The sequence below is a fragment of the Candidatus Nitrospira bockiana genome (genome assembly GCF_965152565.1).
This window is the reverse complement of record NZ_OZ224215.1, coordinates 1,103,942-1,130,782: the sequence shown is the minus strand read 5'-3', so window position 1 is coordinate 1,130,782 and position 26,841 is coordinate 1,103,942. Positions and strand designations below refer to the sequence as shown.

24 protein-coding genes are annotated in these 26,841 nt (G+C 64.5%); 8 read left to right on the top strand and 16 right to left on the bottom strand.

Going from position 1 to position 26,841, the window contains the following annotated elements; translation table 11 throughout:
- The 10 genes from ACWHYV_RS05610 to ffh form a co-directional block, all read right to left on the bottom strand.
- Entirely contained in the window at positions 1–1,197 is a 1,197-nt protein-coding gene (locus tag ACWHYV_RS05610; RefSeq protein WP_447979672.1) for a murein hydrolase activator EnvC family protein, read from the bottom strand.
- The gene (locus ACWHYV_RS05605) at positions 1,194–2,093 is read right to left on the bottom strand and encodes a cell division protein FtsX (protein WP_447979671.1); all 900 of its coding nucleotides are present in this window, start codon (positions 2,091–2,093) and stop codon (positions 1,194–1,196) included. The genes ACWHYV_RS05610 and ACWHYV_RS05605 overlap by 4 nt, the downstream gene beginning before the upstream one ends.
- Positions 2,090–2,758, bottom strand: coding sequence for a cell division ATP-binding protein FtsE (gene ftsE, locus ACWHYV_RS05600; protein WP_447979670.1), 669 nt, complete (start codon positions 2,756–2,758; stop codon positions 2,090–2,092). The genes ACWHYV_RS05605 and ftsE overlap by 4 nt, the downstream gene beginning before the upstream one ends.
- A gap of 13 nt (positions 2,759–2,771) precedes the next feature.
- Positions 2,772–3,173, bottom strand: a complete 402-nt coding sequence (locus tag ACWHYV_RS05595) for a YraN family protein (protein ID WP_447979669.1) — start codon at positions 3,171–3,173, stop codon at positions 2,772–2,774.
- Positions 3,155–3,787 carry a ribonuclease HII gene (locus ACWHYV_RS05590; RefSeq protein ID WP_447979668.1) on the bottom strand — a complete coding sequence of 211 codons (633 nt, stop codon included), beginning with the start codon at positions 3,785–3,787 and terminating at the stop codon, positions 3,155–3,157. Before ACWHYV_RS05590 ends, ACWHYV_RS05595 begins: the two co-directional genes overlap by 19 nt.
- Before the next feature lie 90 nt (positions 3,788–3,877).
- Positions 3,878–4,303, bottom strand: coding sequence for a 50S ribosomal protein L19 (rplS, locus tag ACWHYV_RS05585; RefSeq protein ID WP_447979667.1), 426 nt, complete (start codon positions 4,301–4,303; stop codon positions 3,878–3,880).
- A gap of 5 nt (positions 4,304–4,308) precedes the next feature.
- Positions 4,309–5,082 carry a tRNA (guanosine(37)-N1)-methyltransferase TrmD gene (gene trmD, locus ACWHYV_RS05580; RefSeq protein WP_447979666.1) on the bottom strand — a complete coding sequence of 258 codons (774 nt, stop codon included), beginning with the start codon at positions 5,080–5,082 and terminating at the stop codon, positions 4,309–4,311.
- Positions 5,072–5,602: a ribosome maturation factor RimM gene (gene rimM / locus ACWHYV_RS05575; protein WP_447979665.1), complete on the bottom strand. Its 531-nt coding sequence runs from the start codon at positions 5,600–5,602 to the stop codon at positions 5,072–5,074. The genes trmD and rimM overlap by 11 nt, the downstream gene beginning before the upstream one ends.
- Positions 5,603–5,631: 29 nt before the next feature.
- Positions 5,632–5,892, bottom strand: a complete 261-nt coding sequence (rpsP, locus tag ACWHYV_RS05570) for a 30S ribosomal protein S16 (protein WP_447979664.1) — start codon at positions 5,890–5,892, stop codon at positions 5,632–5,634.
- A 93-nt stretch (positions 5,893–5,985) separates the two neighbouring features.
- Positions 5,986–7,335 (bottom strand): signal recognition particle protein, encoded by a 1,350-nt coding sequence (ffh, locus tag ACWHYV_RS05565; RefSeq protein ID WP_447979663.1) that lies wholly within the window; start codon positions 7,333–7,335, stop codon positions 5,986–5,988.
- 187 nt (positions 7,336–7,522) lie between these two features.
- Between ffh and ACWHYV_RS05560 the strand changes: the two genes are divergently transcribed.
- Positions 7,523–7,783, top strand: a complete 261-nt coding sequence (locus tag ACWHYV_RS05560) for a DUF4321 domain-containing protein (protein WP_447979662.1) — start codon at positions 7,523–7,525, stop codon at positions 7,781–7,783.
- A 40-nt stretch (positions 7,784–7,823) separates the two neighbouring features.
- Here ACWHYV_RS05560 and uvrB read toward each other — a convergent pair whose 3' ends face one another.
- The 4 genes from uvrB to ACWHYV_RS05540 all read right to left on the bottom strand — a co-directional run bounded on the left by uvrB (position 7,824) and on the right by ACWHYV_RS05540 (position 11,737).
- Complete coding sequence (gene uvrB, locus ACWHYV_RS05555) at positions 7,824–9,821, bottom strand: excinuclease ABC subunit UvrB (RefSeq protein WP_447979661.1); 1,998 nt, start codon at positions 9,819–9,821, stop codon at positions 7,824–7,826.
- Positions 9,822–9,861: 40 nt separating this feature from the next.
- Positions 9,862–10,416 (bottom strand): metal-dependent hydrolase, encoded by a 555-nt coding sequence (locus ACWHYV_RS05550; RefSeq protein ID WP_447979660.1) that lies wholly within the window; start codon positions 10,414–10,416, stop codon positions 9,862–9,864.
- A 208-nt stretch (positions 10,417–10,624) separates the two neighbouring features.
- Positions 10,625–11,413, bottom strand: a complete 789-nt coding sequence (locus ACWHYV_RS05545; RefSeq protein ID WP_447979659.1) for a hypothetical protein — start codon at positions 11,411–11,413, stop codon at positions 10,625–10,627.
- Between the two features lie 45 nt (positions 11,414–11,458).
- Positions 11,459–11,737 carry a hypothetical protein gene (locus ACWHYV_RS05540; protein ID WP_447979658.1) on the bottom strand — a complete coding sequence of 93 codons (279 nt, stop codon included), beginning with the start codon at positions 11,735–11,737 and terminating at the stop codon, positions 11,459–11,461.
- A gap of 209 nt (positions 11,738–11,946) precedes the next feature.
- On the opposite strand from ACWHYV_RS05540, the gene ACWHYV_RS05535 reads away from it, so the two are divergent.
- A complete protein-coding gene (locus tag ACWHYV_RS05535; protein WP_447979657.1) occupies positions 11,947–12,963 on the top strand; it encodes a response regulator in 1,017 nt (338 codons plus the stop codon).
- A complete protein-coding gene (locus ACWHYV_RS05530; RefSeq protein WP_447979656.1) occupies positions 12,960–14,438 on the top strand; it encodes a M28 family peptidase in 1,479 nt (492 codons plus the stop codon). Before ACWHYV_RS05535 ends, ACWHYV_RS05530 begins: the two co-directional genes overlap by 4 nt.
- Before the next feature lie 41 nt (positions 14,439–14,479).
- On the opposite strand, the gene ACWHYV_RS05525 is transcribed toward ACWHYV_RS05530, so the two are convergent.
- Entirely contained in the window at positions 14,480–14,866 is a 387-nt protein-coding gene (locus ACWHYV_RS05525; protein ID WP_447979655.1) for a hypothetical protein, read from the bottom strand.
- Positions 14,867–14,973: 107 nt separating this feature from the next.
- Between ACWHYV_RS05525 and ACWHYV_RS05520 the strand changes: the two genes are divergently transcribed.
- The 5 genes from ACWHYV_RS05520 to uvrA all read left to right on the top strand — a co-directional run bounded on the left by ACWHYV_RS05520 (position 14,974) and on the right by uvrA (position 21,441).
- Complete coding sequence (locus ACWHYV_RS05520) at positions 14,974–16,521, top strand: TolC family protein (protein ID WP_447979654.1); 1,548 nt, start codon at positions 14,974–14,976, stop codon at positions 16,519–16,521.
- A 3-nt stretch (positions 16,522–16,524) separates the two neighbouring features.
- A complete protein-coding gene (locus ACWHYV_RS05515) occupies positions 16,525–17,205 on the top strand; it encodes a CPBP family glutamic-type intramembrane protease (RefSeq protein WP_447979653.1) in 681 nt (226 codons plus the stop codon).
- On the top strand, positions 17,202–18,224 hold the full coding sequence (locus ACWHYV_RS05510; protein WP_447979652.1) for a ribonuclease Z: 1,023 nt from the start codon (positions 17,202–17,204) through the stop codon (positions 18,222–18,224). The genes ACWHYV_RS05515 and ACWHYV_RS05510 overlap by 4 nt, the downstream gene beginning before the upstream one ends.
- 12 nt (positions 18,225–18,236) lie before the next feature.
- Entirely contained in the window at positions 18,237–18,575 is a 339-nt protein-coding gene (locus ACWHYV_RS05505) for a DUF3147 domain-containing protein (RefSeq protein WP_447979651.1), read from the top strand.
- Positions 18,576–18,651: 76 nt separating this feature from the next.
- A complete protein-coding gene (gene uvrA / locus ACWHYV_RS05500) occupies positions 18,652–21,441 on the top strand; it encodes an excinuclease ABC subunit UvrA (RefSeq protein WP_447979650.1) in 2,790 nt (929 codons plus the stop codon).
- 225 nt (positions 21,442–21,666) lie between these two features.
- On the opposite strand, the gene ACWHYV_RS05495 is transcribed toward uvrA, so the two are convergent.
- Positions 21,667–26,841 carry a two-partner secretion domain-containing protein gene (locus ACWHYV_RS05495; protein ID WP_447979649.1) on the bottom strand — a complete coding sequence of 1,725 codons (5,175 nt, stop codon included), beginning with the start codon at positions 26,839–26,841 and terminating at the stop codon, positions 21,667–21,669.

The following is a 26,841-nucleotide window of genomic DNA, read 5'->3' as shown; positions in this document are numbered from 1 at the left end:
CTAACGACGTTTCGCGAGCCACATCAACGGATCGATCGGCTCCGCTCCTTCCCGAAGTTCGAAGTACAAGGTGCTGTCCCCGGTCAGCCCGGTGTCCCCGGTTTCCCCGATCACGTGGCCCGTCGGGACCTGCTCGCCCACTTTGACCAACAGATTCGAGGCATGTGCATAGAGCGAAAAGAATCCGTTGGCGTGATCCAGGATGATGACCTGACCATACCCTTTCAGCCAATCCGCATAGACCACCGTGCCGGGCATGACCGCCCGGATCGCGGCGCCCTCTTCCGTTCGGATCTCGATGCCTTTTCGCTGGACGTAGGTGTTGAAGCTGCGGTGTTTCTGGCGGCCGAAAAACGAGACCACCTCCCCCTCGGCCGGCCAGTGCAAGGCGCCCTTCAATGGATGGCCGCCGAGGTTCTTGGGCGGCACGAAGCTCGCGGCGGCCTTGCGCCGCTGCTCCAGTTCCTTGAGCAACCCATCCACCCGGGCGGCCGATCGTTCGAGCTCGGCCAGGGCCCGCTCCGACGATTCCTTCTCCTGGGTGATCTTCGCGAGAATGACGTTCTTCTTCCGCTTGAGGCCTTGGATTTCGGTGAGCTTGCGCTCGGTATGTGCTTTGATGGCGATCATCTCGTCACGGACGGCCGCCCGCTGGCGTTCCATCTGCTCCAAACGGCTGACGTCCTGCCGGTACGACTCTACCAAATCATACTCCCGTTGCGAGACGGCGGAAAGATACCGCAACCTTCGCTCGAGCGTCTCGTAGTTCTCGGCCGAGAGCAACGTCGCCAGGTGTCCAAAGCGCCCCTCCATATATTGAGCCCTCAGCCTGGCCAGGATGGACTGGCGCCGGTCGTCGATCCGCCCCCGGACCGCCCCGAGCTGGGCATTGATCCGCTCGATCTCTTGATCTTTTTCCCGCAACTTCCGGCTGATGGCCAGCCGTTCTTTCCGCTTGCGCGTCAGGTCGTCGTCCAGGTCCTCGATCGCCTGGAGCACGGATTCCTTTTTCTTCTCGGCCTCCTGCGCATGCTTCTTCTTCTGCTCGATCTCCTGCTGGAGGCGCTCGAGGGCCCGGCGTTCCCGTTCGATCTTCTCGGCGATGGGGTCGCTACCCCGGTCCTTGGCCAGCCCCGGCCCGGCCATCAACCACGCCGCCCCAAGCATGCATGCAATCAGGCCGGGTAGCGCCCTCATGACCGCGCCCTTTCGAACGCCAACAGGGAGACGAGGCTTCCGATGGACCCCAGCAACAGCCCCGCGGCCACCAGCAGAAGCGACACGTGTCCAGGAAAGAACGAGAACGTGAGGGCCCCGCCCAACAGGCGGGTGTGGGGGTCGAGCTGCAGCCTGAAGAATTCGAATCCCGCCTTCAGCAGCGACAGGGAAAAGGCCGCGCCCAACGCCCCGAGGATCGCCCCCTCGATCAGATAGGGAATACGAATGAAATGACCGGTCGCGCCGATCAGGCGGAGGATCTCGATCTCCTCACGGCGGGCGTACAGCGTCAAGCGGATGGTGCTCCCGATGATCGTCACCGAAGCGGCGGCGAGCACGGTCCCGATGGCCACCGCCGCCCATTCAAGATATCGCACGAACCCGCTCAAGCTTTCGATCCAGTCGCGATTGTACTGCACCTGCGCCACGCCGGGCAGCGTCTTGATCCGCTCCACCCAGCGCTTGACCGCCTCGGAGGACCGGAACTGCGAAGCCACCGTGACCAGCAACGAGGCGGGCAGAGGATTCTCGCCCAGGGCCTGAAGCAAGTAACCTTCCGACGGGAACTCCTCCCGAAAATCTGCGAGCGCCTGTTCCTTGGAAATGTAGACCACCGCGGCCGCTTCGCGCTCGCCCTTGAGACGCGCCTGCAGGTCCGCGAGCACGGCCGGCGAGACGCCGTCCTGCACGTAGACCATAACCTTGATCTCTTCCTGGAGAGACGCGGTCACGCCGCGGAGGTTGAAGTAGAGCAGCAGAAACACCCCGAAGCAGGCCATGGTGAACGCCGTCGTGGCGATAGCGACGAGCGTGGTCGTTTGATTCAGGCGGATGTTCGCGACCGCTTCAGTGAGGAGGTAGCCGAGCCGCCTCATCGTCCGGGCCCCTCATCGGCGATCACGCGGCCCTGGTTGAGGACCACGACCCGCCGCCTCACCTGCTCGACGACCTGCCGGTTGTGCGTCGCGATCACCACGGTCGTCCCCCGCGCATTGATGACCTTGAAAAGATCGATGATCTCGGCGGCGAGGTCCGCGTCCATGTTCCCGGTCGGCTCGTCGGCCAGGAGCACGACCGGGCCGTTGACGATCGCGCGGGCGATGCAGACCCGTTGCTGCTCCCCGGCCGAGAGCATGGCCGGTCGGCTTTCCTTGCGGTGCTCGACCCCGACCGCTTTCAGCGCCTCGCTGACCTTTCGCCGTGTATCATATCGGGATGCCCCTTGCACCAACAACGGCATCGCGACGTTCTCGAACACGCTCTTTTTGGGCAGCAAACGAAAGTCCTGAAAGACGAATCCCATGGACCGCCGTAAGTACGGGACCTCGAGGGGCCCGAGGCGGCCGACGTTCCGGTTGTGAACCATCACTTGTCCTTGATCGGGGCGTTCCGCGGCGAACAGCAGCTTCAGCAACGTCGTCTTGCCCGCACCGCTCGGGCCCATCAATAGCACGAACTCTCCTTTGTCGATTTGCAACGTCACGTCGGACAGCGCCGGCCGGCCGTCATAGTATTTCGAGACGTGATAAAGGTGGATCACGGCGCCCGCCGGCTCACCCGCACCAGACCGTTCCCCCCGGGACCTCGAACGCATTCTCGATGTGTTCGATGCGATCCGGCCCCGCGTCTCCCGAGCAGAGCACCACGTCGAATCGGCACGGGCGATCGGCGAGCTTGTGCCGCGCCAGATAGTGCGCCGCGAGACGGATGAGCTTCGCCTGCTTGCGTGCATCCACGGCGTGCGGGGCGCCGCCGTAAGCCGACGTTCGCCGGGCCTTGACCTCGACGAACACGATCGTGCCGCCCCGCTCGGCGACGAGGTCGAGCTCTCCATACACCGATCGGGCGTTGCGGTCGCGGATGCGATAGCCGTGGCGGCGCAGATATCGTTCGGCCTCCGACTCCGCATCCCGCCCGAACTGCTTCTGATCCCCGCTCACTCGAACATCTCCCATTGATCGTCCTCCCACGCCTGCACGACCGGTCGAAACGTTTGCCTGTGCGCCGCGCAGGGGCCGTAGGCGTCGAGCAGGCGGAGGTGTTCCGGGGTCGCGTACCCCTTGTGTGCGCGGAAATTGTACTGCGGAAAGCGGCGATGGTAGTCCCGCATCAAGCGGTCGCGGCTCACTTTCGCCACGATCGACGCGGCGGCAATCGACACGGAGAACCCGTCGCCTTTGATGATCGGACGTTGGGGCATCCGGACGGCCGGGATGGAGACGGCATCCAGGAGAAGGAAATCAGGCCGCACGTCGAGGGCATCGAGCGCACGCCGCATGGCCAACCTCGTGGCCTCGAGAATGTTGATGCGCTCGATCTCCCGCTCGGTTGCCAGGCCGACCCCGACGGCGACCGCTTGGCGCACGATTTGGCGATAGAGCCGGTCCCGGTCGGCTTCCGTGACCTGCTTCGAATCGTTCAGACCCGGCAGGGTGAAGCGGCGGGGAAGGATGACGACGCCAGCGACGACGGGACCGGCCAGCGGGCCTCGGCCCGCCTCGTCCATGCCGGCGATCGACTCATACCCGCATCGCCGCGCTTCCGCTTCAAAAAAGTCGGTAGGCTCCACCGCATCAAAGAAGGCTGAGGCTGAGGCTGAAGGTTAAGGCGAGGAAAGCCGAAACGATCGCTCGGCCTGAACCTCCACCTGAACCCGCTCCTATGTCCCGGCCGGGACGGTCTCGGCCGCAACCGGTTCGCTGGCTTTCGCCTCTTTCGCGGCCTGTTGTTTGGAATCCGGAGAAAACTCGCGCTCGCCGACCTTGGCCATCTTGCCCTTCTTGGTCCGCAAGTAATAGAGCTTGGCGCGGCGCACCTTGCCCTGCCGCACGACATCCACCTTGGCAATCGTCGGCGAATGTACGGGGAAAATGCGCTCGACGCCCACCCCGTAGCTCAGTTTCCGGACCGTGAACGTCTCGCTGTTGCGGCCGCCCCGCCGCGCGATCACCGTCCCTTCGAAGACCTGAATGCGCTCTTTCTCGCCTTCCACCACCTTCACATGGACCCGGACGGTGTCGCCGATTTCGAAGGTCGGCATGCTTTTCTTGGTCAACGATCGTTGGATTCGCTCTAACTGGTTCATGGTCCTCACTCCTCCTCTGCGCACAACACGGACTGTCGCTTCGCTTCCTCCTGCAGAATCTCACCCAACAATCGTCGGTCCTCTTCCGTCAGAAGCCGATCCTGCAACAACTCGGGACGTTTCAGATGGGTGCTCCGCAGCGCCTCCTTCCGGCGCCACCGTCTGATCGCCTCATGGTTCCCCGACAGTAGCACCTCGGGTACGGCCAGGCCTCGAACGTCGGCGGGCCGCGTATAGTGGGGATGATCGAGCAACGCCTCGGCGAAGGAATCCTGAACCGGCGAGTCCGGGTCGCCGAGGACGCCGGGGATCAACCGAGCGGCGGCGTCGATCATCACGAGCGCCGGAAGCTCGCCTCCCGTCAACACATAGTCTCCGATCGAGATCTCCTCGGCATTCAGCCCCAGGCGCACGCGCTCGTCGAAGCCTTCGTAGTGCCCGCACAGGAAGACCACGCGGCGCGGTTCGCGGCTCAATTCTTCGGCCGTCCGCTGCGTGAACACCCGCCCTTGCGGCGATGGGATGACGATACGCAAGTCCGAGGCGGCTCTCGCGCGGAGCGTCTCAACGGCGCGGAACACCGGTTCGGCTTTGAGGACCATGCCCGCGCCGCCGCCGTACGGCGTGTCGTCGGCGACGTGATGCCGGTCGGTCGTCCAATCACGGAGGTTGTGCACCTGCACCTCGAGCAGTCCCTTGTCCTGTGCACGCTTGAGCATACTCTGCCCCAGGACGGGGAGGACCATCTCCGGAAACAGCGTCACCACATCACTGCGCATCGGGCTCGCCTTCGACTCCCGGCCAGCGCACCGTCATGCGCCGGCGTTCGACATCCACCTCGATGACCATGCTGCGCGTCCCCGGAATCAACCGCTCCCGCCCCTCCCCACGGACGACGAAGACCGGGTGACTCGGGGTCGGCATGATTTCTTCGAGCGTGCCCAGCGGTTCCTGCCGCTCGGTCACGACCGCCATCCCGATCAACTGGAACTCGTAATACTGGCCGTCCGGCAGCGTCGGCACCTGGTCGTGGGGGATCTGGATCAGCGCCCCCCGGAACAGCGCGGCTTCTTCGGGTGACGAAAAGGCTTCGAGGCCCATCACGTAGGAGTCGCGGTCTTTTCGGACATGCTGGACCCGCGTCACCAGCGAGCGGCCGGACGGCGCGACCAAAGTCACCTCGCCGAGCGATTCGAATCGGCCGGGGACATCGCTGAGCGACTGCACCCGGACATCGCCCTTGACGCCGAAAGGCTTGACCACTTTGCCGATCGCAACCAGCTCCGTCATTGCAACCATGTCACCGCCGGCCGTGCGAGCGAGCCGCGTCATGCGCCGGCTTGTTTGGTCAGCAGCCCGGCTCGCCGCAACACCGTGCGGACGGTCACGGTCGGCTGCGCGCCCTTGCTCAGCCAGTATTGGATCCGCTCCTGTTTCAAATCGGCGACCGGCGGATTCTTCAGCGCATCATAGGTTCCGAGCACTTCCAGATAGCGCCCGTCGCGGGGCATCCGTGAATCGGCGGCCACCACACGATAAAAGGGCCGCTTGTGCCGGCCTGCTCTCGTCAGTCTCAAATGAACTGCCACGTTGGACTCCGTTCGGATTGAGGTTGAAGGTTAGAGTGAGAACGTCGCTCGAACGATGTGTCGTCTGTTGCACCGGCCGGACGCTGGTCCCCCTCAGCCGTGACTGCGCAGCAACTGCGCGAGTTGCCGCCGCCCGCCACCCGCCGTGAGCGCCTTGACCATCTTGCGGGCGGAGAGGAACTGTTTGATCAGCCGGTTGATCTCCTGCACGCTCGTCCCGCTTCCGCGAGCGATCCGTTTCTTCCGGCTGCCGTTGAGGATCGTGTGGTCGCGGCGCTCACGCGGCGTCATCGAATCGATGATCGCGACGACGCGCTTGATCTCCTGCTCGGGTACGCCGCCCGCCGCCATCTCCTTCAGCCGTTGCCCGCCCGGCAGCATTCCCAGGATCTGATCGAACGAACCGAGCTTGTTGACCTGCTTGATCTGCTCGCGGAAGTCTTCCAGCGTCAAGGTCTTGGACGCCAGCTTCTTTTGAACCTCTTCCGCCTGTTCGCGCGAATACGCCTCCTGCGCCTTCTCGATCAGCGAGAGGACATCGCCCATTCCCAGGATGCGGGAGGCCAGCCGGTCGGGATGGAACACCTCCAGCGCCTCCAGCTTCTCCCCCACCCCGATGAACTTGACCGGCTTGCCGGTCACCGCACGGATCGACAGGACCGCACCGCCGCGGGCGTCACCTTCGACCTTGGTCAGGATGATCCCGGTCAAGCCGACCCGCTGGTTGAACCGATCGGCCATCGTGACGGCGTCCTGACCGGTCATCGCGTCCGCGACGAGCAGCACTTCATGAGGACGGACGGCCTGCTTGACGGCCACCAATTCGTCCATCAGCTCATCGTCGATGTGTAGACGGCCGCCGGTATCGAGAATGACAAGGTCGAAGCCCTGATCGCGAGCCCGCTCCACTCCGGTGGAGCAGACGGCGACCACGTCCGCCTTGGTCGCACCCGGGCGCTCCATCCGGTGCACCGGGACCCCCAAGTCGGAACCCAGACTTGCCAACTGATCGACGGCGGCCGGACGGCGGGGATCGGCGGCCACGAGCAGCACGCGCCTCCCCTGCTGTTTGAAGTGGCGGGCCAGCTTGCCGCTGGTCGTCGTTTTTCCCGACCCCTGGAGCCCCACCATCATAATAATGGTGGGAGGAGTGGGGGCGAGCGCCAGCGAGGACTGCCCCTGGCCCATCAGCTCGCACAATTCTTCCCAGACGACCTTCACGACTTGATGGCCGGGCGTCAAGCTCTGTAAGACTTCCTGCCCGAGCGCGCGTTGCCGAACGCGTTCCAGGAAGTCTTTGACGATCTTGAAGTTGACGTCGGCTTCGAGCAGGGCCAACCGCACTTCCTTGAGCGCGTCGGCGATGTTCTGCTCGGTCAATACACCATGACCGCGCAGCTTCTTCAGAATGTGCTCAAACTTCTCACTCAGCGCTTCGAGCAAGGGAAAACTCCTACTCGCTAGAAAAACTTGACAAAAGAGCAGCGTTGCAGTGTAAACAACGAGTTCCGGGAAGTCAAGCCGAGCCCCGCCCCTAGACGCGTACGAGTATCTACTTTCCCGAGCGCGCGATTTCTTGACTTCCTATCGGGCTTTCGCTATCGTGCGCCGCAATTTTGAGGAGGCGCGGGTGAGGAAATCACCATGGGTCCTGATCGTCTTCATCCTGCTGGGGGGCATGCTGGGAGGAATACTCGGCGAGATCCTTCGGGTCATGGCCCCGAAGGGCACGATTCAAAACATCTTCACCACCGCCCTGACGCCCGGTATCGAACCGCCGCTGACCGTCAACCTCGTCCTCTTGAAAGTGACCTTCGGTCTCGTCGTCAAGATGAACCTGCTGACCTTTCTCGGGATCTTCCTCGGGATCTACCTCTACAAGCAGGCCTGAATCAAATGAAGGCAGGGTTTGAGGCCCAGGGTGCGGCCTGTCACGCACCGACCTGGAGTTCTTTCATCCGCAACGCCCGAATACGGTCCCGAAGCTGGGCGGCTTTTTCGAATTCCAGCAGCTTGGCGGCCGCCTTCATCTCCTCTTCGAGCTTCTGGATCATCGCCTCGATGGCCTCCGGCGTCTGATACTCCGACTTCACGTCCGCTGCCGCGGGGAACGTCACATAATCGGCTTCCGCAACCTGGTATTCCAGCGTTCCGATGCTCTTCTTGATCGTCTCCGGTGTGATGCCGTGGGCCAGATTGTACTCGGCCTGAATCGTTCGCCGGCGCGCGGTTTCGTCGATGGCTTGCCGCATGGAATCGGTCACCGTATCGCCGTAGAGAATAACCCGCCCTTCGACGTTCCGGGCGGCCCGGCCGGCGGTCTGGATGAGTGAACGATGCGACCGTAAATAGCCCTCCTTGTCCGCATCCAGAATCCCCACCAGAGACACTTCAGGGATGTCCAACCCCTCGCGTAACAGGTTGATCCCGACCAGGACGTCGAACACGCCCCGGCGAAGATCCCGGACGATTTCCGCCCGCTCCAGCGTTTTCACGTCGGAGTGCAGATAGCGCACCTTGATCCCGAGGTCGTGGTAGTACTCGGTCAAGTCCTCGGCCATCCGTTTCGTCAACGTCGTGATCAGGACCCGCCCGCCCCGCTCAACCGTCTTGCGCACCTCGCCGAGCAAGTGGTCGACCTGCCCACGCGCCGGCCGCACCTCGATGACGGGATCCATGAGGCCCGTCGGCCGGATGATCTGTTCGATGACGTGCGGCCCCGCATGCCTCAGCTCGTACGGGCCGGGGGTCGCCGACACGTAGACGACCTGTTTCATGAACTTCTGAAATTCGGGGAACTTCAGCGGCCGATTGTCGAAGGCCGACGGCAACCGGAACCCGTAGTCCACAAGGGCCTTCTTCCTGGAGTGATCGCCTTCATACATCCCCTGCACCTGGGGGATCGTCGCATGCGACTCATCGATGATGAGGAGAAAATCCTTCGGGAAGTAATCCATCAACGTCGGCGGCGGCTCCCCCGCATGGCGCCCGCTCAGATGCCGCGAGTAGTTCTCGATCCCATGGCAGTAACCCATGGCTCGGATCATCTCCAGATCGAACCGGGTGCGTTGCTCGATCCGCTGCGCCTCCAGAAGCTGCCCGTGCTGTCGAAAAGAGGCGATCCGCTCCTCCAGCTCTTCTTCGATTCCGGCAAGCGCCCGCTCATAGCGGTCGGGGGCGATGAGGTAGTGGGTGTTCGGGTAGATCGGCACCTTCGGCAGGCGGCCGAGCGACTTCCCCGTCAGCGGATCGATCTCATGGATCGCGTCCACCGTGTCGCCGAACAGCTCGATGCGTACGGAGACGGCGTCCGACGAGGCCGGGAAGATCTCGACCACGTCGCCGCGCGCCCGAAAGGTGCCCCGGTGAAAATCGGTGTCGTTCCGTGAGTACTGGATCTCGACGAGCTTCGAGAGGATCTGCTCCCGCCGGATCTCCATCCCCTCCTCGAGATAGAGCAACATCCCGTGGTACACCTCCGGTGAGCCGAGGCCGTAGATGCACGAGACCGAGGAGACGATGACGACGTCGTTGCGCTCGAGCAACGACCGCGTGGCCGAGTGGCGCATCTGGTCGATGGCGTCGTTGATGGAGGCGTCCTTCGCGATGTACGTGTCGCTTTGCGGGATGTACGCCTCGGGCTGGTAGTAGTCGTAGTAGCTGACGAAGTACTCGACGGCATTGTGGGGAAAGAACGCCTTGAACTCCTGATAGAGCTGTCCGGCCAAGGTCTTGTTGTGAACGAGCACGAGGGTCGGCTTCTGCGCCCGGGCGATCAGGTTGGCCATCGTAAACGTCTTTCCGGAGCCGGTCACACCGAGCAGCACTTGGTGCTGCACACCGGCCGTCACCCCGGCGGCCAGCCTCTCGATAGCCGGGCCCTGATCCCCTTTGGGAGTAAACGGCGCTTCCAGTTTGAACGGCGGCATCGGCCGTCATCTTATCAGAGGCAAGATCAACCGGCCAACGTCAGCCGTTTGGCATCCGACCTCGTCGAGCCCGGACGAGCGCGACCGCGGCCGCGACGGCGCCCGCCGGCAGCCAGACGTAGAGCAGTTCGCTGGCCAACACCTGAATGCCGTATCGACTGAAGAACGGTTCGACGCCGATCGGCGACACGAGAATCGGCCGCCAGGGGAAAAAGTAGCGGGTGTCGTCGAACGGCGCCAAAAAGGCGACGCCCAGACCGCCGTCGGTCATGGCGTCGAGCGCCCCGTGGGAGGCCGTGGCGAGGAAGAAGTGCAGATACAGGAGACGTCTTCGCGGCGACCGCGGGAACCTGTCCGGGAACCAGACCTGCACGACGGCCCACGCGACGAGGCCGGCGAACACCAGCGAGTGGGTGACGCCCCGGTGGCCGAGCAGGTGCTCGTACGGGATGCCAAACGCGAAGCCGAGGACATCCACGTCGGGAAGGATCGAGCACGCGATCGACAGCCACCAGAATCGGGCGGGCAGCCCCCGAGGGAACGAGGCCTTTCCTAGAACGATCGCGACTGCGGCATGTGAGAACGCCGAGGCCATCGCCTGTCGCCTTACCCGACCAATTCGACAAGGGACCCGAACTGCGCGGCGTCCGACCGATGGTGGCCCGACCCGCCATAGCGACAACAGCTTTCCGGCCGCCTACTCTTTTCGTCGACACCGGTCCGGGACGGTGAACGATGCCGGAATGCACCATGGGTCCGTGAAGAGGAGTTGAAGCGCCTGGCTCGCTCGGCCCGCACCGGTCCTAATAGGCGGCAGGCGGGGACAGGGGCTTCTGAGAGTAGAGTGGTGCGGCGTGGACGTTGTCGAAGGCGACCATGGCGGGGCCGCGAGTGATGATGCCGATCTGCCCCGGCTCCAGCGTCGTGTCTTCGAACGAGAGGACATGCACCCCGTCGTACACGACCTCGATGTATTCCTTGCTGATGATCGTATCGCGTCGGACGCGCAACACGTGCCAGGCGACTTGTTTGGGCTTGGCGGTCGTTTGAGCCAGCACGGTGGGCTTGCCGTCCACGACGCGCAGGACCTCGATATGCTCGCCGGTCAGGTCCACGGTCGCCGCGTAGAAGTTCTTGCCGCCCCGGGCGCCGAACACGAGCCCCGCCGCGCCCGGCGGACCGATCGGCGATTCGGTGAGACGGATCTTGACCGACACGTCGGGATATTCATAGACCAGGTCATCGACCAACAGGAGATGCATGCAGGGGTCCGCGGTGCAGGGGGCGGACTGCCGCACGATATTGGGGGACGAGGGGGCGCCGGCATCGGCCTGCACCATCCAGATCCCCGTGTCGCCGGCGCCCACCGAGACAGGGGTGAACCCAACCGGTTGATTGCCCGCCGGCTGTTTGTCGAACTCCCAGGTCTTGAAGAGGTCCATGGGAACGGGGGATCTCGCGCTTGAACCCGACTTCGGCAGCGGCCGATCCGCCGCCCAGAGCCATCCGGCCAGCACCCAGACGCCGATCGAGAAGGCGGCCGCCCATCGAAGAGGGGATGTCCCTCCCACGTTGATCACCATCGTCTTCATCGCGCTCCTTGCTGACTCCCGGCACCTCTCCTCCGATCTCGGCTTTCACTCCGGCCGATCGACCGGCTGCGGCCGGTTCTTCAGTGCAATGATCTCCTGCTGACTGCGGTCGCGCTCCGCGCGAATCTTCTTCAGCCGCTCACCGCGATTCCACGTCCACCAGCGCAGGCGGTCGAGAAAGGTCACCTTCGGCGGGGGAACGTTCCCTGTCGGCGCCTGGTGAAACTCGTACCCCTTGGCTTGGTCTCGCTCCTCCAAGAACCGACGATATCGATCGAGATAGGGATGATGCTCGGCCATCGATGCCCTGGTCCACAGCGTCATCGTGGATACTACCCGGATTCCTGCGAGCTTCGCAACACTGCGCCCATCGGCCTCTGCTACGCCACGACGCGCTCATGGGCAACGCCATCAGGGTCCCTGGGCCTGCGATGAGCATCGCCACGTCATCCGCGACGAAGGGCGCGATGAGCCGCCCGCCTACGCGGGCGGCCCGATTGACCCCATGGAGGCGGGCGCGTAAGGTATCACGTATGTCTACGTCAAGAATCCTGATTATCGACGACGACCCGGCGGTCCTGACGGCGCTCCCTGAAATGTTCCGCCTCTGGATGCCGGGCACGGTCGTCGATCTCTGCGGCTCCGCCCGCGTGGCGTTGGACAAGGTCGAAGCCACCGACTATGACGCCATCATCAGTGATATCCGCCTGCCTGATATGGACGGCCTGCTGCTGCTCGATGAGATCAACACGCTCCGGCCGCATACGCCGACCTTGCTGATCACGGGCTATGGCGACCAAACGCTCGCGATGCAGGCCTTGAGGGCGGGGGCCTATGACTACATTCTGAAGCCGGTCGACCGTGACTATCTGCTGGGCGCCGTCCAGCGTGCCGTGCACCATCGCCACGTAAGCCGGCAGGCGGAGGAGTGCAAACGAACCGAGTCGGCGCTGCGCCGGAGCCAAGAGTCGCTGCACGCGGTCATCGAAAGCGTCCCCTGCCTGCTCGTCGTGACCGACGCCGATGGCCGTCTCTTGATGTTCAACCGAGCGGCCGAAGAGGCGACCGGCTACGGGAGAGCCGAGGTGCTGGGCCGCTCGATCTTCGAGGTCTTCGTGCCGCCCGCGGCGGCGGTAGAGGTCCGCGAACGGGTTCGCTCGCTGGCCACGGCCGATCGCCGGCCCCATCACACGCCCTGGACGGCCAAGAACGGTGAGGAGCGCCTGATCGAATGGCGGTGGTCCACGATGCCGCAACTCGACGGTCAGGAGCCGTCAGTCCTGGGGATCGGGATCGATCTCACGGACCAGCGACGCTCGGAAGCCCGGATCACGGCACTGAACGCCGAGCTCGACCAACAGGTCCAAGCCTATGCGAAGGTCGTCCGCGACCTGGAAGCCTCGAAGGTCGAGCTACAGGAAAAGGTGCGGGATCTGGAGGCCTTTCAGGAGATGGTGGTGGGCCGGGAACTGAAGATGATCACCCTCGAAAAACAGGTCGATACGCTTCAGCGCGAATTGGCGCATTTCAAGGGACAGGCACGGGCGTGAGGCGCGTCGCCTTAGCCGTCTGTCTGCTCGTTCTTCCTTTCCTCGGTCTCACCGCTTCCCTGGTATCCTCCGGCGCCTCCCCGCTCGCCGAGATGCTCGGTCGGCTGTCGTCCGAACGGATGATGGCCGATCTCACGCGCTTGAGCCAACCCGATTTCAACGGTCGGTTGGCTGGAAGCGCCGATGACAAGACCTCGGCCATGCTCGTCGCCGAGCGTTTCCGCGTGCTGGGGCTCGCCCCCACAGCTCCCGGTGCAGGTCCACACGACCTGACCGGTTGGGGCATGCAGGACTCCCTGTCGGTCTTCCAGATCGAAGGAGAAGCACGGCTGGCGCTCGTCCATGAAGGCAAGAGGCTTCCGGGCCGGATCGGTGATGATTTCCTCCCTTTCCTCGACTCCCCGTCAGTCGACCTCACGGCTCCGGTGGTCTTCGTCGGGTACGGCCTCGCCGATCCCGAACACGGTCTCGACGAGTACGCCGGACTGGACGTCCGGAACAAGGTCGTGCTGTTCCTGCGAGGCAGCCCCGCGCACGCTCACCGCCATGTCACCCCAGCCATGAAGGTCGCGACGGCCCGCGCGCGAGGCGCACGCGCCTTTCTGACCGCGACCGGGCCGGTGTTGAGCGCCTACGAGACCGGGCGCGGCACGACACCTGCCCCGATGGGAGCCGTGCTCCAAGACGATCGCGATCTCCTGCCCGGCGCATGGATCAGCACGGAATTCGCCGAGCGCATGCTGTCCTCCTCGCCGCCGCTGCGTGAGCTTCAGGAGCAGGTGAATGCGGGGCGTGGACCCGTGTCGAGAGAAACAGGGACGACGGTGAGCCTGGCCTGGCGGCGTCGCGAGGGGGCAGGATCGCTCGTCAACGTCCTGGCGTTGCTCCCCGGCAGTGACCCCGATCGCCGGGATGAAACGGTCATCGTCGGCGCTCACCGAGATCACCTCGGGCGGCACGCCGGCCTTGTCTTCCCGGGCGCCGACGACAATGCCTCCGGTACGGCGCTGATCCTCGAGGTCGCGCGCGTCCTTGCCGAATCACCGGTCAAACCGAAGCGATCCGTCCTGGTCGTCTCGTTCAGCGGCGAGGAGCAGGGGTTGTTGGGCTCTCGCCTGTACATGCGGCATCCCGCTCGCCCGCTGGCCCGTACGGTGGCGATGATCAACATCGACCATGTGGGTGTCGGGAACGGCCGGCTGACGGTCGGCGTCACGGGGCTTCCGAAGGAGTGGGCAGGACAAGCGGCTGGCCCGGCGGGTCTCGACGGATGGCTTGACGTGTTCGGGTTCTTTCCCGGCGGCGATCATGTCCCGTTCAAAGAGGCCGGCATCCCGACTGTGACGATCGTCAGCGGAGGTCCCCACATCGATTTTCACCGGCCGACCGATACCGCCGAGAAGATCCAACCCGAGATCATCGCACGCCTCGCCCGGTATGTCCTTGCCGTGGTCTGGCAGTTAGCCAATCCATAGACGCCGGCCTGGGCGACTGTCTTTACCAGCCTCCTCCGTCTCTACGGGATATCGATGAGGGTCGACTCGATCTCCGGCAACGGGGGAAGCTCGCGGGGAGGGGGGATGAGCAGAATCGGCGTCCCGATCTGATTGGCACCTTGAATGAGTCCGATCGAGAGCTGCGGCCCGAGGGTCATGATCGCGCCGCTCCAGGCTTGGCCGGTCGTAGGGTTGCGAAAGTTGTACGACTCGAAATTCGTCCCCGGGGTGTACATGTACCCTTGCGTGCCTTGGTTATCCAGATAGAGATTCCCCGGCCCGACGAGGCCGAACAAGGGGCCCACCCCGCCACCGAACGCCCGCACCCCGGAGACCTGCGCCGATGCGGGGCCGCCCACGGCCGTGTAGAGCACGATGGAGAGGAGCAGTAGACGGCGCAGGTGCATGGGGTCCCTCCTTTTTGAGGAGCTGTAGATACGTCGCCGGTGCGTGACAGGCCCCCGGCGAATGCTCTAGTATAGCGTCGGCCTCGATCCACATCTAGGGGGAAACCATGTGGCCTCATGCCAGCCGCCTGCTGCAGACCTTCTTCGCCCTTGTTTGCACGGTCTCCATCACGGGAGGACCGGCGATCGGCGCCGAGCCGACCGACCAGAAACTCGAGCCGCGCCATCCGATCTCGGTATCCGACGCCGTGCTTCAGGCCCTCGAGCGGAACCTCGACATCACGATCAGCCGGCAGACGAAGGAATCCAAGCTGACCGACATCATTTTCGAACAAGCGAAGTTCGATCCGACCCTGAGCCTGAACGCCCAATACAATCGGCTCGTCTCTCCGCTCAACCGGCCGGTCCTGGGCTTCACCGGCGCCGTCCTCCGCGACGTCACGACCTTCGATCAAAACACGAGCTCGGTCACCCTCGACCTCACGCAGAACCTGCTGACCGGGGCGAACTACGACATCAACTACAGCCCGCAACGCAACTTCGTCGCGGGGCCGAACACCTTTCTCTTCAACCCCGCCTATACCGGCGGCCTGGCGTTCACCGTGACGCAGCCCTTGCTCCGCAATGCCGGCGTGGAAATCAACAGGACGTTCATTCGGATCGCGCAGAACAATGCGCAGGTCGAGCAACAGGTCTTCATGGATCAGGTCTTGACCGTGATCGCGGACGTCGAGCAGAACTATTGGGAACTGGTCTTCGCGAATGAAAACCTGAAGGTGGCGCAGGCGGCCCTCAAGGCCGCCGAAGAGCTCCTGGCCGGCAATCGTGCGAAGGCCAAGGCGGGGGTCATGTCGGCCGTGGAAGTGCTCCAAGCCGAGGCAGGGGTGGCCTCGCGCGTGGAGCAGATCCTGATTGCCGAGAAGACGATCCGCGACCAGGAGGATATCCTCCGCCGTTTGCTGAACCCCGGCGAGCAAGACCTTCGCCAAGATCTGCGCCTCCTCCCGATGGATCAGCCGGTGCAATCGCTCGAGCCATTGAGCCTGGAAGAAGCGATTGACGTCGCCATCGAGCGGCGCCCGGAGGTGCTGCAAGCCAACCGCAACATCGAGACCAGCGACCTGAACACCCGGTTCGCGAAGAACCAACTGCTGCCCACGCTGTCCGCCCAAGGGACGGTGGGCTTGTCGGGCCTCGGGTCGGGCACCAACGACATGTTCCAACGGAACTTCAGCGGAGACTTCTACAATTACGGGGGCGGGCTGGTACTGAGCTATCCGATCGGCAATCGGGCGGCCTGGAGTCAATATAATAAGCGGCAACTGGAGGCGCTCAACGCGAAGGCCAAGCTCCAAAGTGCGCGCCAGCAGGTCATCGTGGACATCAAGGCCGCCGTGCGCCGGGTGCAGACCGACTTCAAGCGCATCGAGACCACCCGGTCGGCCCGCATCTTGGCCGAAAAACAACTCCAGGCCGAGCAGGAGCGCTTCAAGGTGGGCCTGAGCACCACGATCTTCGTGCTGCAGTTCCAGCGCGACCTGGCCATTGCCCGCGGCAACGAGCTGCGAGCGATCGTGGACTACAACAAGTCGCTCTCGAACCTGGCGCGACAGAAAGCGACGACGCTGGAGAAGTACAACCTCGTCCTGCAATAGGCCGTGGCGCGCTGGCGGGAACCAGAACGCCGCTCCGCGCTCGCGCTGGTGCCGGTCCTCGCCACCGCGGTCTTCTACCTGCTCCCGGCTACGGTCCGCGCGAAGTTCTCCGTCCAGCTCCTCCCCCAGCTCCTCGCCTACGGCTGCCTCGCCGTCTGGAGTGCGGCGAACCGTGACGCCTTTGCCCGACTGGGGCTTCGCGCGCAGGCGGTCGGACGGGCCCTCCGCTGGGGGCTGGCGGTCGGGATGATCCTGGGTCCGCTGAATACGGCGGTCATCCTCTGGCTCGTGCCGTTGCTCGGCGGTGACCTGGACTTCCTTCGGGAAACACCCCATGCCCGCCTCCCGGTCCCTCTGATGCTCCCCTGGTTCATCCTGATCATCGCTGCAGCCGTCGAATTGAACTTCCGCGGCTTCCTCCTCGGACGGCTGCTCGCTCTGCTCGACCGGTGGGAGGTGCCGTGTGCCGTCCCGGCCGCCGTTGTCACGAGCGCCCTTGTCTTCGCCTTCGATCCCTTCATGGTCGTGACGTTCCGGCACCTCCATTGGATCGCCGTGTGGGACGGAATCATCTGGGGTATGATGTGGGTACGGCTGAGGAGCCTGGCCGCCACGATCGTGGCTCACGCCGTGGAAGTGATCATCCTGTACACGGTCCTCAAGCTCGTGCTCGCGCATCCATGACCCCCACGTTCTCCTCCTACCTCGTCAACGATCCGTTCGGCGATCCGGGCCTCTACATCGACGTCAAGTGGGCGCGCCGCGCCCTCCTGTTCGACCTGGGGGAGAACGAGCGGCTCGGCCCCACGCGCCTGCTCCGGGCGACGGACGTCTTCATTTCCCACACCCACATGGATCATTTCGTCGGCTTCGACCGGGTGCTCCGCATCGCCTTGGGTCGAGGAAAGACGCTCCGCCTCCATGGGCCGCCGGGTTTGATCGGGAATGTGGCCGGCAAGCTGCAGGGCTACACCTGGAATCTCGTGGACGGCTATCCGTTGTCGATCGAGGTCAAAGAATTCCACCCGACCGACGTGTACACCGCCGTCTTTCGTGCCACCGAGGGCTTCCGAGCGCATGATCCCGACGTGCTCCCGCTGGACCCCGCCTGGCACGAACCCTTCCTGGTGTTCGAAGACCCCATGTTCACGGTGAAGGCCGTGTCCCTGAACCACCGGGTACCGTGCTTCGGATACGCCCTGCAGGAACAGTTTCACATCAACGTCAACAAGGAGCGATTGCACGCCGCGGGGCTGCCGGTGGGCTCGTGGCTCAAGGAGGTCAAGCATCACCTGTGGCAAGGACGCCCCGACGATTTTCGCTTTACGGCGACCCTGTATTTCGAACATCGACGGGAAGAGCGCGAGTTTCGGCTCGGCGAGGTACGGGACCGGTTCGTCACGATCACACGCGGTCAGAAAATTGCCTATGTCGTCGATGTTCGTTACGATGCCGAAAACGAGGCCAAGATCCTCGAGTTGGCCAGAGGAGCCGACGTGCTGTACTGCGAGTCCCCCTACTTGGATCGCGACGCGGACAAGGCTCGTGAGCGGTACCATCTGACCGCCAAGCAAGCAGGGAGCATCGCCAGGCGGGCGGGAGTGCGCGAGCTCGTCGTCTTCCATTTTTCACCGCGGTATACCGGCATGGGGGACGTGATCGTGAAAGAGGCGCGAGCGGCGTTCGAAGGGGAACGACCATGATGAGGAGTGGACATGACTGACGTGGTGAAGTACGGATTGTATTTCGTCTTGGGCGGACTGTTGGTCAGCCTCTCGACCTACGTGGGTGCCATGGGGCGCGGTTTTCTTGCCGCCTTTGCCAGCACGTTCCCGGCGATCACGGGGATGACGTTCGTGCTGATTTACGTGAACGGTGGAGCGGAGCATACCCTGTCGTATGCCAAGCATCTCCTCTGGTTCGTGCCGCCGTGGTTGGCCTACGTCGGGTTCATCATCGTTGCGCTGCCGCGCCTCGGTTTCTGGCCGGCCATGCTCGGTGGGCTGACCCTCTACATGATGTGTGTCGGGTTGCTGCGGCTCGTCCTGCGATAGCCCGAACCTCTCGGCATTGCAGCCCTGCCTGCCGCCTGTTACGATTCCTCCCGTGTCGCGTCCAGCCGGAGTTTCCGTGGCCACCGTCCCTTCCGATAGGGAGAGCGCCGGCGATCTGTGGATCGAAGGCGCCCGCCAGAACAACCTTAAGAACGTCTCGCTCCGGATCCCGCACAACGCGGTGACCGTCATCACCGGCGTCTCGGGCTCGGGGAAGTCGTCGCTCGCGTTCGAGACCCTGTTCGCCGAAGGCCAATGGCGCTACATCGAATCCCTCTCGACCTATGCACGGATGTTCCTGGACAAGGTGGAGCGTCCGGACGTCGACCGGCTGATCAATATCAGACCAGCCATCGCGATCGAGCAGAAAAACCCCGTCCGCACCGCGCGCTCCACGGTGGGGACGGCTACCGAGCTTGCGGATTGTCTCCGACTGCTGTTTGCCAAAGTGGGCCGGCCGACGTGTCCCGATTGCGGCCGGGCGGCGCGGAGCTACCAGCCGGCCGACGTGGTGGATGATCTGCTCGGGCGGTTCGACGACGGGCGAGCGATGGTCCTGTTCCCGGTCCGAGACTCACACGTCAGGGATCGACGTCTCGTCGCCTCGCTGCTGGCCCGCGGCTTCATCCGGGTCCTCTGCGGCCAGGAGATCGTCGATCTGCACCCGGACCTCGTCCTGCCGGAGGACCCGACGATTCCGCTCTCGGTCGTCGTCGATCGGTTGATGCTTCGAGGGGAGAACCGGGGTCGCTTGTTCGAAGCCGTCGAGACGGCCTTCCAGGAAGGAGACGGTGTATGCGAGGTCGAGGTGATCGGGCACGGACGCCGGCGCTACAGCCGCACGTTCATGTGCCAATCCTGCGGTCGTCGCTTCTCGCCATTACGGCCGGTCATGTTCTCCTTCAATCACCCGGTCGGCGCCTGTCCCGCCTGCAACGGCTTCGGCAATATCCTTCGCTATGACGAAGACCTCGTCGTCCCGAACCGGAATCTCTCGTTGGCTGAAGGAGCCATCGAGCCGTGGACGAAACCGGGGACCGACTGGTGGCAAAAGCAGATGCTCTTGGGTCTGAAACGCCGAGGCGTCAATCTCGCCATCCCTTATGCCAAATTGACCGACCAGGAACGGGCCCTCGTCTGGAAAGGGGACGGCACCTTCGAGGGCCTCGAGCAATTTTTCGAGTTCCTCGAGCACAAACGTTACAAGCTGCATGTCCGGGTGTTCCTGAGCCGCTACCGGAGCCCCTCGCTGTGCACCCGGTGCCGCGGCTCGCGGCTGAAACCCGATGCCCTGCACGTAAAGATCGGGGGCCGCGATATCCACGAGGTGTCGAGCTGGACCATCGAGGAGCTGTCCGAGTGGCTCGACTCGCTCCCGCTGTCGGACTTCGAGTCGCAGGTCGCGCGCGAAATCTTGCGGCAACTGACCATGAAACTTGGCTTCCTTCGCCGGGTGGGCCTCGGTTACCTCACGCTCGCGCGACAGACTCGCACGCTTTCCGGAGGAGAAGCGCAGCGGATCACGCTGGCGAATCAACTCGGCGCCCGCCTCGTCGGGACCCTGTACGTCCTCGATGAGCCGACGATCGGGCTCCATGCCCGCGACACGGCCATGCTCGCGTCGATTCTTCGGGACCTCGCCGAGGCCGGCAATACCGTCGTCGTGGTGGAGCACGATCGGGAGGTGATGCTCGCCGCCGGCTTCATCGTGGAACTCGGGCCGTTGGCCGGTGAGCGAGGCGGCACGATCGTGGCGGCCGCACCCAAGGACGCCTTTCTGAAGGAGTCCGCTTCGATCACCGCGCGCTACCTCCGAGGCGAGGAGTGCATTCCGGTCCCCGCGACGCGCCGCGGTGGAAACGGCAAGGCGCTCGTGCTGGCCGGGGCGTCCGAGCACAATCTGAAGAATCTGACGGTCCGCTTTCCCCTCGGGATGCTGATCTGCGTGACGGGGGTGTCCGGATCCGGGAAGAGCACGCTCGTGGAAGAGACTCTGTATCGGGCGGCGGCGCGGGCCTTTCGCATCGCCTCGCTGCCGATGGGCCGGTTCGCCGCGATCAAGGGGTTGGAGCACCTGCACAGCGTGAAGCTCATCGACCAGGAGCCGATCGGTCGGACGCCTCGCTCCAACCCCGTGACGTATCTGAAGGCGTTCGATGAGATCCGACGGCTCTTTGCCGGTCAGCCGGCCGCCCGCCGACGGAATCTCACGCCCGCCCACTTTTCATTCAACACCCGTGGCGGACGCTGCGAGCGGTGCCAGGGGACCGGCTCGGAGAAGCTCGAGATGTACTTCTTCGAAGACCTGTACGTCACCTGCGAAGAATGCGCCGGCCGGCGGTTCAAGCCGGAGGTCCTGACGGTCCGCTACCGGGGAAAGACCGTTGCCGATGTTCTCAACCTGACCGTGAGGGAAGCCCTCGGCCTCTTTGGAGACACTCCGAAACTTGCCGAGCCCTTTCATCTGCTGACCTCGATCGGTCTGGGATACCTCCGCTTGGGCCAACCGGCCACGACCCTGTCGGGCGGCGAGGCCCAACGCTTGAAGATCGCCGCCGAGTTGAAACAGCGGGCGGCCGGCCCGGTCCTCTACATCCTGGACGAGCCGACGACCGGTCTCCACCTGGACGATGTGAAGAAGCTCCTCCGCGTGTTGAACAAGCTCGTGGATGCCGGGCATACGGTGCTCGTGGTCGAACACCACCTCGACGTGATCAAGGCATCGGATTGGATCATCGACCTGGGCCCGGAAGGTGGAGAGGCTGGGGGATCTCTCGTCGCCGAAGGGAGGCCGGAGCAAATCGTGGCGGACGAGCGCTCCCACACGGGCCGGTTTCTCAAGACAGTGCTGAAGGCGGAGTGCTAAAGGATGGACAGCCCGGCCGGTCAGGGCGCCCTCCGACTCATCGGCAGGAGCCGACCATGCCAGGCGGGCACGTCGGGCGAACCGGACGGGGTTCAATCGCGCTCGCCGGCCGTTCTTCGGAAGGTGCGACATCCACCGTGCCGGACGGCGAAGGCGCGGGCACGGGCTCCGGCCGCGCCGCACAGCCGAACAGGAGAGAGAGGAGGATCAACAACCAGGCGCGCGTCACCGGCCACCCGCTCCGCCGCGCGGGATCATATGGCCGCGCCGATTGAGCTGCCAGCATGCTTCACCATGATCGCTACAGAACGGCCGTTCTTTGCCGTACGACGTCGTCGTGACCCTTTCCCGTGACACACCCAGGGCCATGAGGACATCTTGGATCGCCTTGGCCCGGCGCTCCCCGAGCACGAAATTATAGGCTGCAGGCCCCCGTTCGTCGCAATGGCCCTCGACGACGATGCGCTTCGCCGGGTTGGCCTTCATCCACGCCGCGACACGCCTGAGCACGTCCACTCCTTGGGTCCCAACGCGTGCACTTTCGAATTCGAAGAAGACATCGCCCAACACGAGCGCGGGAACGATGATCAGGGGTTGGGACGGAGCGAGGCGAGCAGAGACCACCTTCGCATCCAGATTGGCTGTGAGCGTCTCATCGACGATGCGCTGCTCCACGCCGTTCTCGGATTTACCATCGCCGACCGAAGGAACCGGAGCAGACAGTGATGGGACCGGCCCGCTCTCGTTGATGACGGAGGAAGACACCTGTCTCACGTCCGGCGTGAACCCGACGTCGCCGCTCTCGTCCGTCTCACCCGCCGAATCGGCCGCAATCGACAGCGGCTCCAGTTCCTGCACCACGTGAATCACCGCAGCCGGGGTCCTCACCGCAATCGGGACCGCTTGGGTTCCCGAGCTCTCCCCGGGGGTCCAGGGGTAGCTGTTTCGCACGAACTGTCCCAGGCCGGTCGTCGAGGAGCTGGCGGAGCCCACAGGAGGCGGCGCCGGTGGATACAACACCAACCCGTTAAAGATGACCTGACCGGGAGGAGTGTTCAAGACCGTCAAGGTGTTCGCCGGCGTCACGGTCCCGTTGAGGATCGCGGAGATGTTGCCGCTCTGCGAGCGTGCGGCGATGCCGAGCGATCCTGAGCTCACGGCGACTTCCAGGGGATCCACAGCCACACCGATCACACCGAGCGCCGTGAGCGTGGAATCGGCGGCCGCCGTCACATTGTTTGCCATGCCATTCCCATCGAGGATGGAGCCGGCGCTGTTGACCACCAGGGCGCGGCCCGCCGTCACGTCTCCGAGGATGACATCGCCCGACGTCGTCGTTGAAAGGACGACATCGGAGGCGGCCCCCCCGGCCGTTGCGGTCATCACCGTCAGATCGCCGGCGGCGGCTTTCACGGTCAACGTCCCATTGACCGTGTTGGCGCTCGTGACCGTCAATGCCCCGGCATTATTGAGGGAAAGAGACCCCGTGCCCGTCACGGTGGCCGTCACCCGGTTGACCGCTGTATCGAGGGCCATGCCCGTCACCACCGTCGCCGCGAGCGTCTCCCCCACGACATTGGCCGCGAGACCGTTACCATCCGTCATCCCTCCTGTCCGAGCCGCCAAGGTGACCGGATTGCCCGGTGAGGAGACCGTGCCATTGCTCACAATGGAGCCACCGGCGATGGTGACGGGATCGGCAAACGTGGCGAGGCCGCCGACCGTCACCGCTCCCGTTCCATCCAGCAATCGTCCTATCGTGATAGTGCTGAATCCGTCCGTCAGATTGGACAGGCTCGCAGTGCTGAGGCTCAGCCCTCCGGTTCCCCCTGCGATCCCGATGGTCCGGGCGGGAGTGACCGGCTGAAGGATGAGGGCGCCGCTGCTCGTGAGCGGCGCATTGATGGCGACGCGGTCAGCCGTCAGCGTGATCGGCCCGCTTCCCGTTGACGTTGGGCCCGCGATCGACAGCAATCCCGTCGCGCTCGTCAGGTCGATGGGCCCTGCGCCCGTTGCGGTCGCCGTGAAGCTCGCACCGTTCGCCTCCGTGATGAAGACCCCACCGGATCCGGCGTTGGCCGTAACGCTGCCCGACGAGGTCCGTAAGCTCGCGGCGGCCGCGCCGATCCCGCTCGTCCCAGCCGTCGGCGTCCCGAGCAGGACCGAGCCGCTTCCTGTCGACAAGGTCGTGCCCGAGACCCCCATGATCGATCCGCCGGTCGTATTACCACCCGCATCGGTGCGAACGCTGATGGTGCCCCCGCCGCCCGACGTGATGGGCCGCAGCATGGCTGATCCGCTCCCGCCGGCGGCATTGTTCACGTTGATCTGCACGGCACCGGCGCCGGTGTTGGTCGTCCTGATCGAGCTGGTGCCCGCCATCGTGAAGCCCGACGCGTCCGTCCCCGCCGTATTCGCGTTGATGGTCACCTGACCCGAAGAGGCCGCCCCACCGACGTTCGCGTTGAGCACCACGGCATCACCGCTGCCGATCGTGATCGGGCCGCTGCCCGTCGACGTCACACCGGCGATCGTCAGGGTCCCGCTCGTGGTGTTCAGCACGATCGGCCCGGCTCCGGTCGCCGTCGCCGTGAAGTTGGCGCCGTTGCTCTCCGTGATGAAGACTCCGCCGGATCCGGCGCTCGCCGTCATCGTCCCTGCATCGGTCAAGACCGGGGCTCCCGCCCTGCCGATCCCACTGGCCCCGGTAGTCGGTGTATTGAGAACGATCGCGCCCGTCCCTGTCGTCAGCGTGGTGGAGGCTGCCTGACTGATGGATCCCCCGGTCGTATTGCCCCCCGTGTTCGTCCGAACGGTGATTCGACCGCCGGAGCCCGTCGTCATCGGCCCCAACGCAGCACCGCCGGTCCCGCCCGCCGCGGTGTTGACGTTGATGGTCGCCGCTCCTGTGGTGGCATTGGTCGTGATGATCGACCCACCCGCGGTCATCGTGAGGCCCTCCGCACCGGCGCCGTTCGTGTTCGCGTTGATCGTGACCGTACCCGATCCTGCATTCACGGCGCTCCCGACGACGACGGCATCCCCGCTGGACAGCGTGATCGCGCCGCTGGCCGTCGAGGTCGGCCCTGAGATCGTCAATGTCCCCGTGGTGCTGGCCAGCCTGACCGCGCCCCCACCGGTGGCCGTCGCGCTGACATTGGCGCCGTCCGTTTCGGTCACAAAGACTCCGCTCCCGCCCGCGTTGGCCGTCACCGTCGCTGCCGTCGTCCGAATGGAAGCGGCGGCGGTTCCAATGTTCGATCCGACCGCCGGCGCGGTCGCGAGATCGACGGTCCCGCTCCCGACATTGAGCAGCGTGCCCGCGACCTGCGTGATGTCGCCGCCCGTCGTGTTGCCGCCGGTATTCGTCCGGACGCTGATGGTTCCACCGTTACCCACCGTCATGTTCCGCAGGACCGCCGCGCCGGTCCCGCCCCCTGCCGCATTGACGCCGATTTGAACCGCCGCGCGCGACGTGTTCGTCGTGGTGATCGAGCTCCCGGCGTTCATCGTGAAGCCCTGAGCTCCCGCGCCGTCGGCGTTGGCGGCCATCGTGACCGTCCCCGCCCCCGCGTCGACAGGCCCGGCCAGCGTCAGGGCATTCCGCGAGGTGACGGAGATCGAGCCGGTCGTGGTCGTCAGGGCGTGGAGACTGATGTTCCCCGGGTTGAACGGCACGGAGGTCGACGGCCCGATTGCGAGCGTGATGTTCCCGGCACCGGCGCTCAGGCTCCCACCGACTCCGAACGTGATATTCCCCGCTCCCGCGGCGCGATTTGCCGCCACCGCTTCCGAATCGTTGGCCGTCAGGGCAATATCCCCATTGTTCGTGGCCACCGCGGCATTGACGTTGATGCTGCGACCCGCCTGCATCGTCAATCCGATACCGGGATTCACCATGCTGACCGCATCGGACACCGTGATGTCGGTATTGGCCTGTAACACGATATTGGCGCCCGCCGCGTTGATGCTCGCAGGGGTGATCGTAACGTTGGAGGCCGGCGTATTCGTGAAGAGGTTGTTCACGCCCGGGTTGTAGGCGGCGCCGCCGGCCGTCGCCACGGTGATGTTCGCCGGATCCAACAGGAGCGTTCCCGTCCGGCCGTTGGCGGCTCGGCTGTCCACCTGCCCGCCGAAATGCAGGCTCTCATGACCTGACACCTCGACGTCGCCGCCGTTTCCACCCCCCGCCCCGCCGCGCGCAACGATGGATCCACCGAAGACGGTTTCCTTGTCGGACCAGAGGAGGACAGTTCCACCGTTCGAGTCCTCTCCACCCGATGTGTCGATGACGCTCCCGCCGGTCACGACCGTCTTGTCGGTGGAGGCAATGAGGACCCGGCCGCCGCTCGCCCCTTCCTGACCATTCGCCTGCACGCCGCCCGTCACGCCCACCATCTGGCCTGTGATCGTCACTTCGCCCTGCGCGGCTCCAGCCTCGGCCGACGACACGTCCAACCTGCCAGTCTGGAGAACCTTCCCTTCGGCATTGCGGACCTTCCCCAGGTTCGCCTGCCATCCCAAGCTCCCGGTGTTGGCGACCGGGTCCGATCCCTCCAGTCGAATGACGCCCCCTCGATTGATCAGGCTTCTTGCTTCCACGATGCCGGATTGGTTGATGACCGAGGAAAAGACGTCGGACGCCGCTCGGGCGGTGAGCAGAACCTGGCCGCCCTCGGCTTGGATCGTTCCGGCATTGCTGACCGCCGACGCCAAGGGCACTCCATCCGGCCCGGTCACCGGTTCCAGGATTTTTCCGTCGACCGCATAGGTGATGAGGCCATCGCCCATGAAGTCGACCGTGAGTCGCTGACCCGAGGTGAGCCCTACTTTCCCGAGGTTCGCGACAATCACCCCCTCGTTGGAGACCGCCGGGGCGGCCAGCACGACGAAGCCGTTCCTCGACACCTCGATGCGTCCTTTGTTGATGATGGACGCCAAGGCCTTCCCCGGATCCTGTGCGAACTGGAGCTTGCCCGCCAGGAAATCGCCGTCCTTGATGTTGAACGTGGTGGCCAGCAGGCCGGCCGTATTGACCACGGCGCTGCTGCCGAACACGATGCCGTTCGGATTGACGAGAAACACGCGACCGTTGGCTTGGAGCTGTCCGAGGATCGTAGACGGATCGCCCCCGACCACCCGATTCAGGGCGATGGAGCCGGCATTGGGCTGTGTGAACCGGACGATTTCGTCGGCGGCAACATTGAATCCCCGCCAGTTGATGATCGCCCGATCCGAGCTCTGCAGGACATGAAGGCTCTGGACGGATGGTTGCTGGATCACCGCAGTCCCTCCGGCGACCTGGCCGTCCGTAGGCAGCGCCGCCGAAATGACCGGAAGAGCGGTCTGAATCGCGATGAGGATCAAGGCCGTCGCGGCTCTCCATGTTCGAGGCATCAT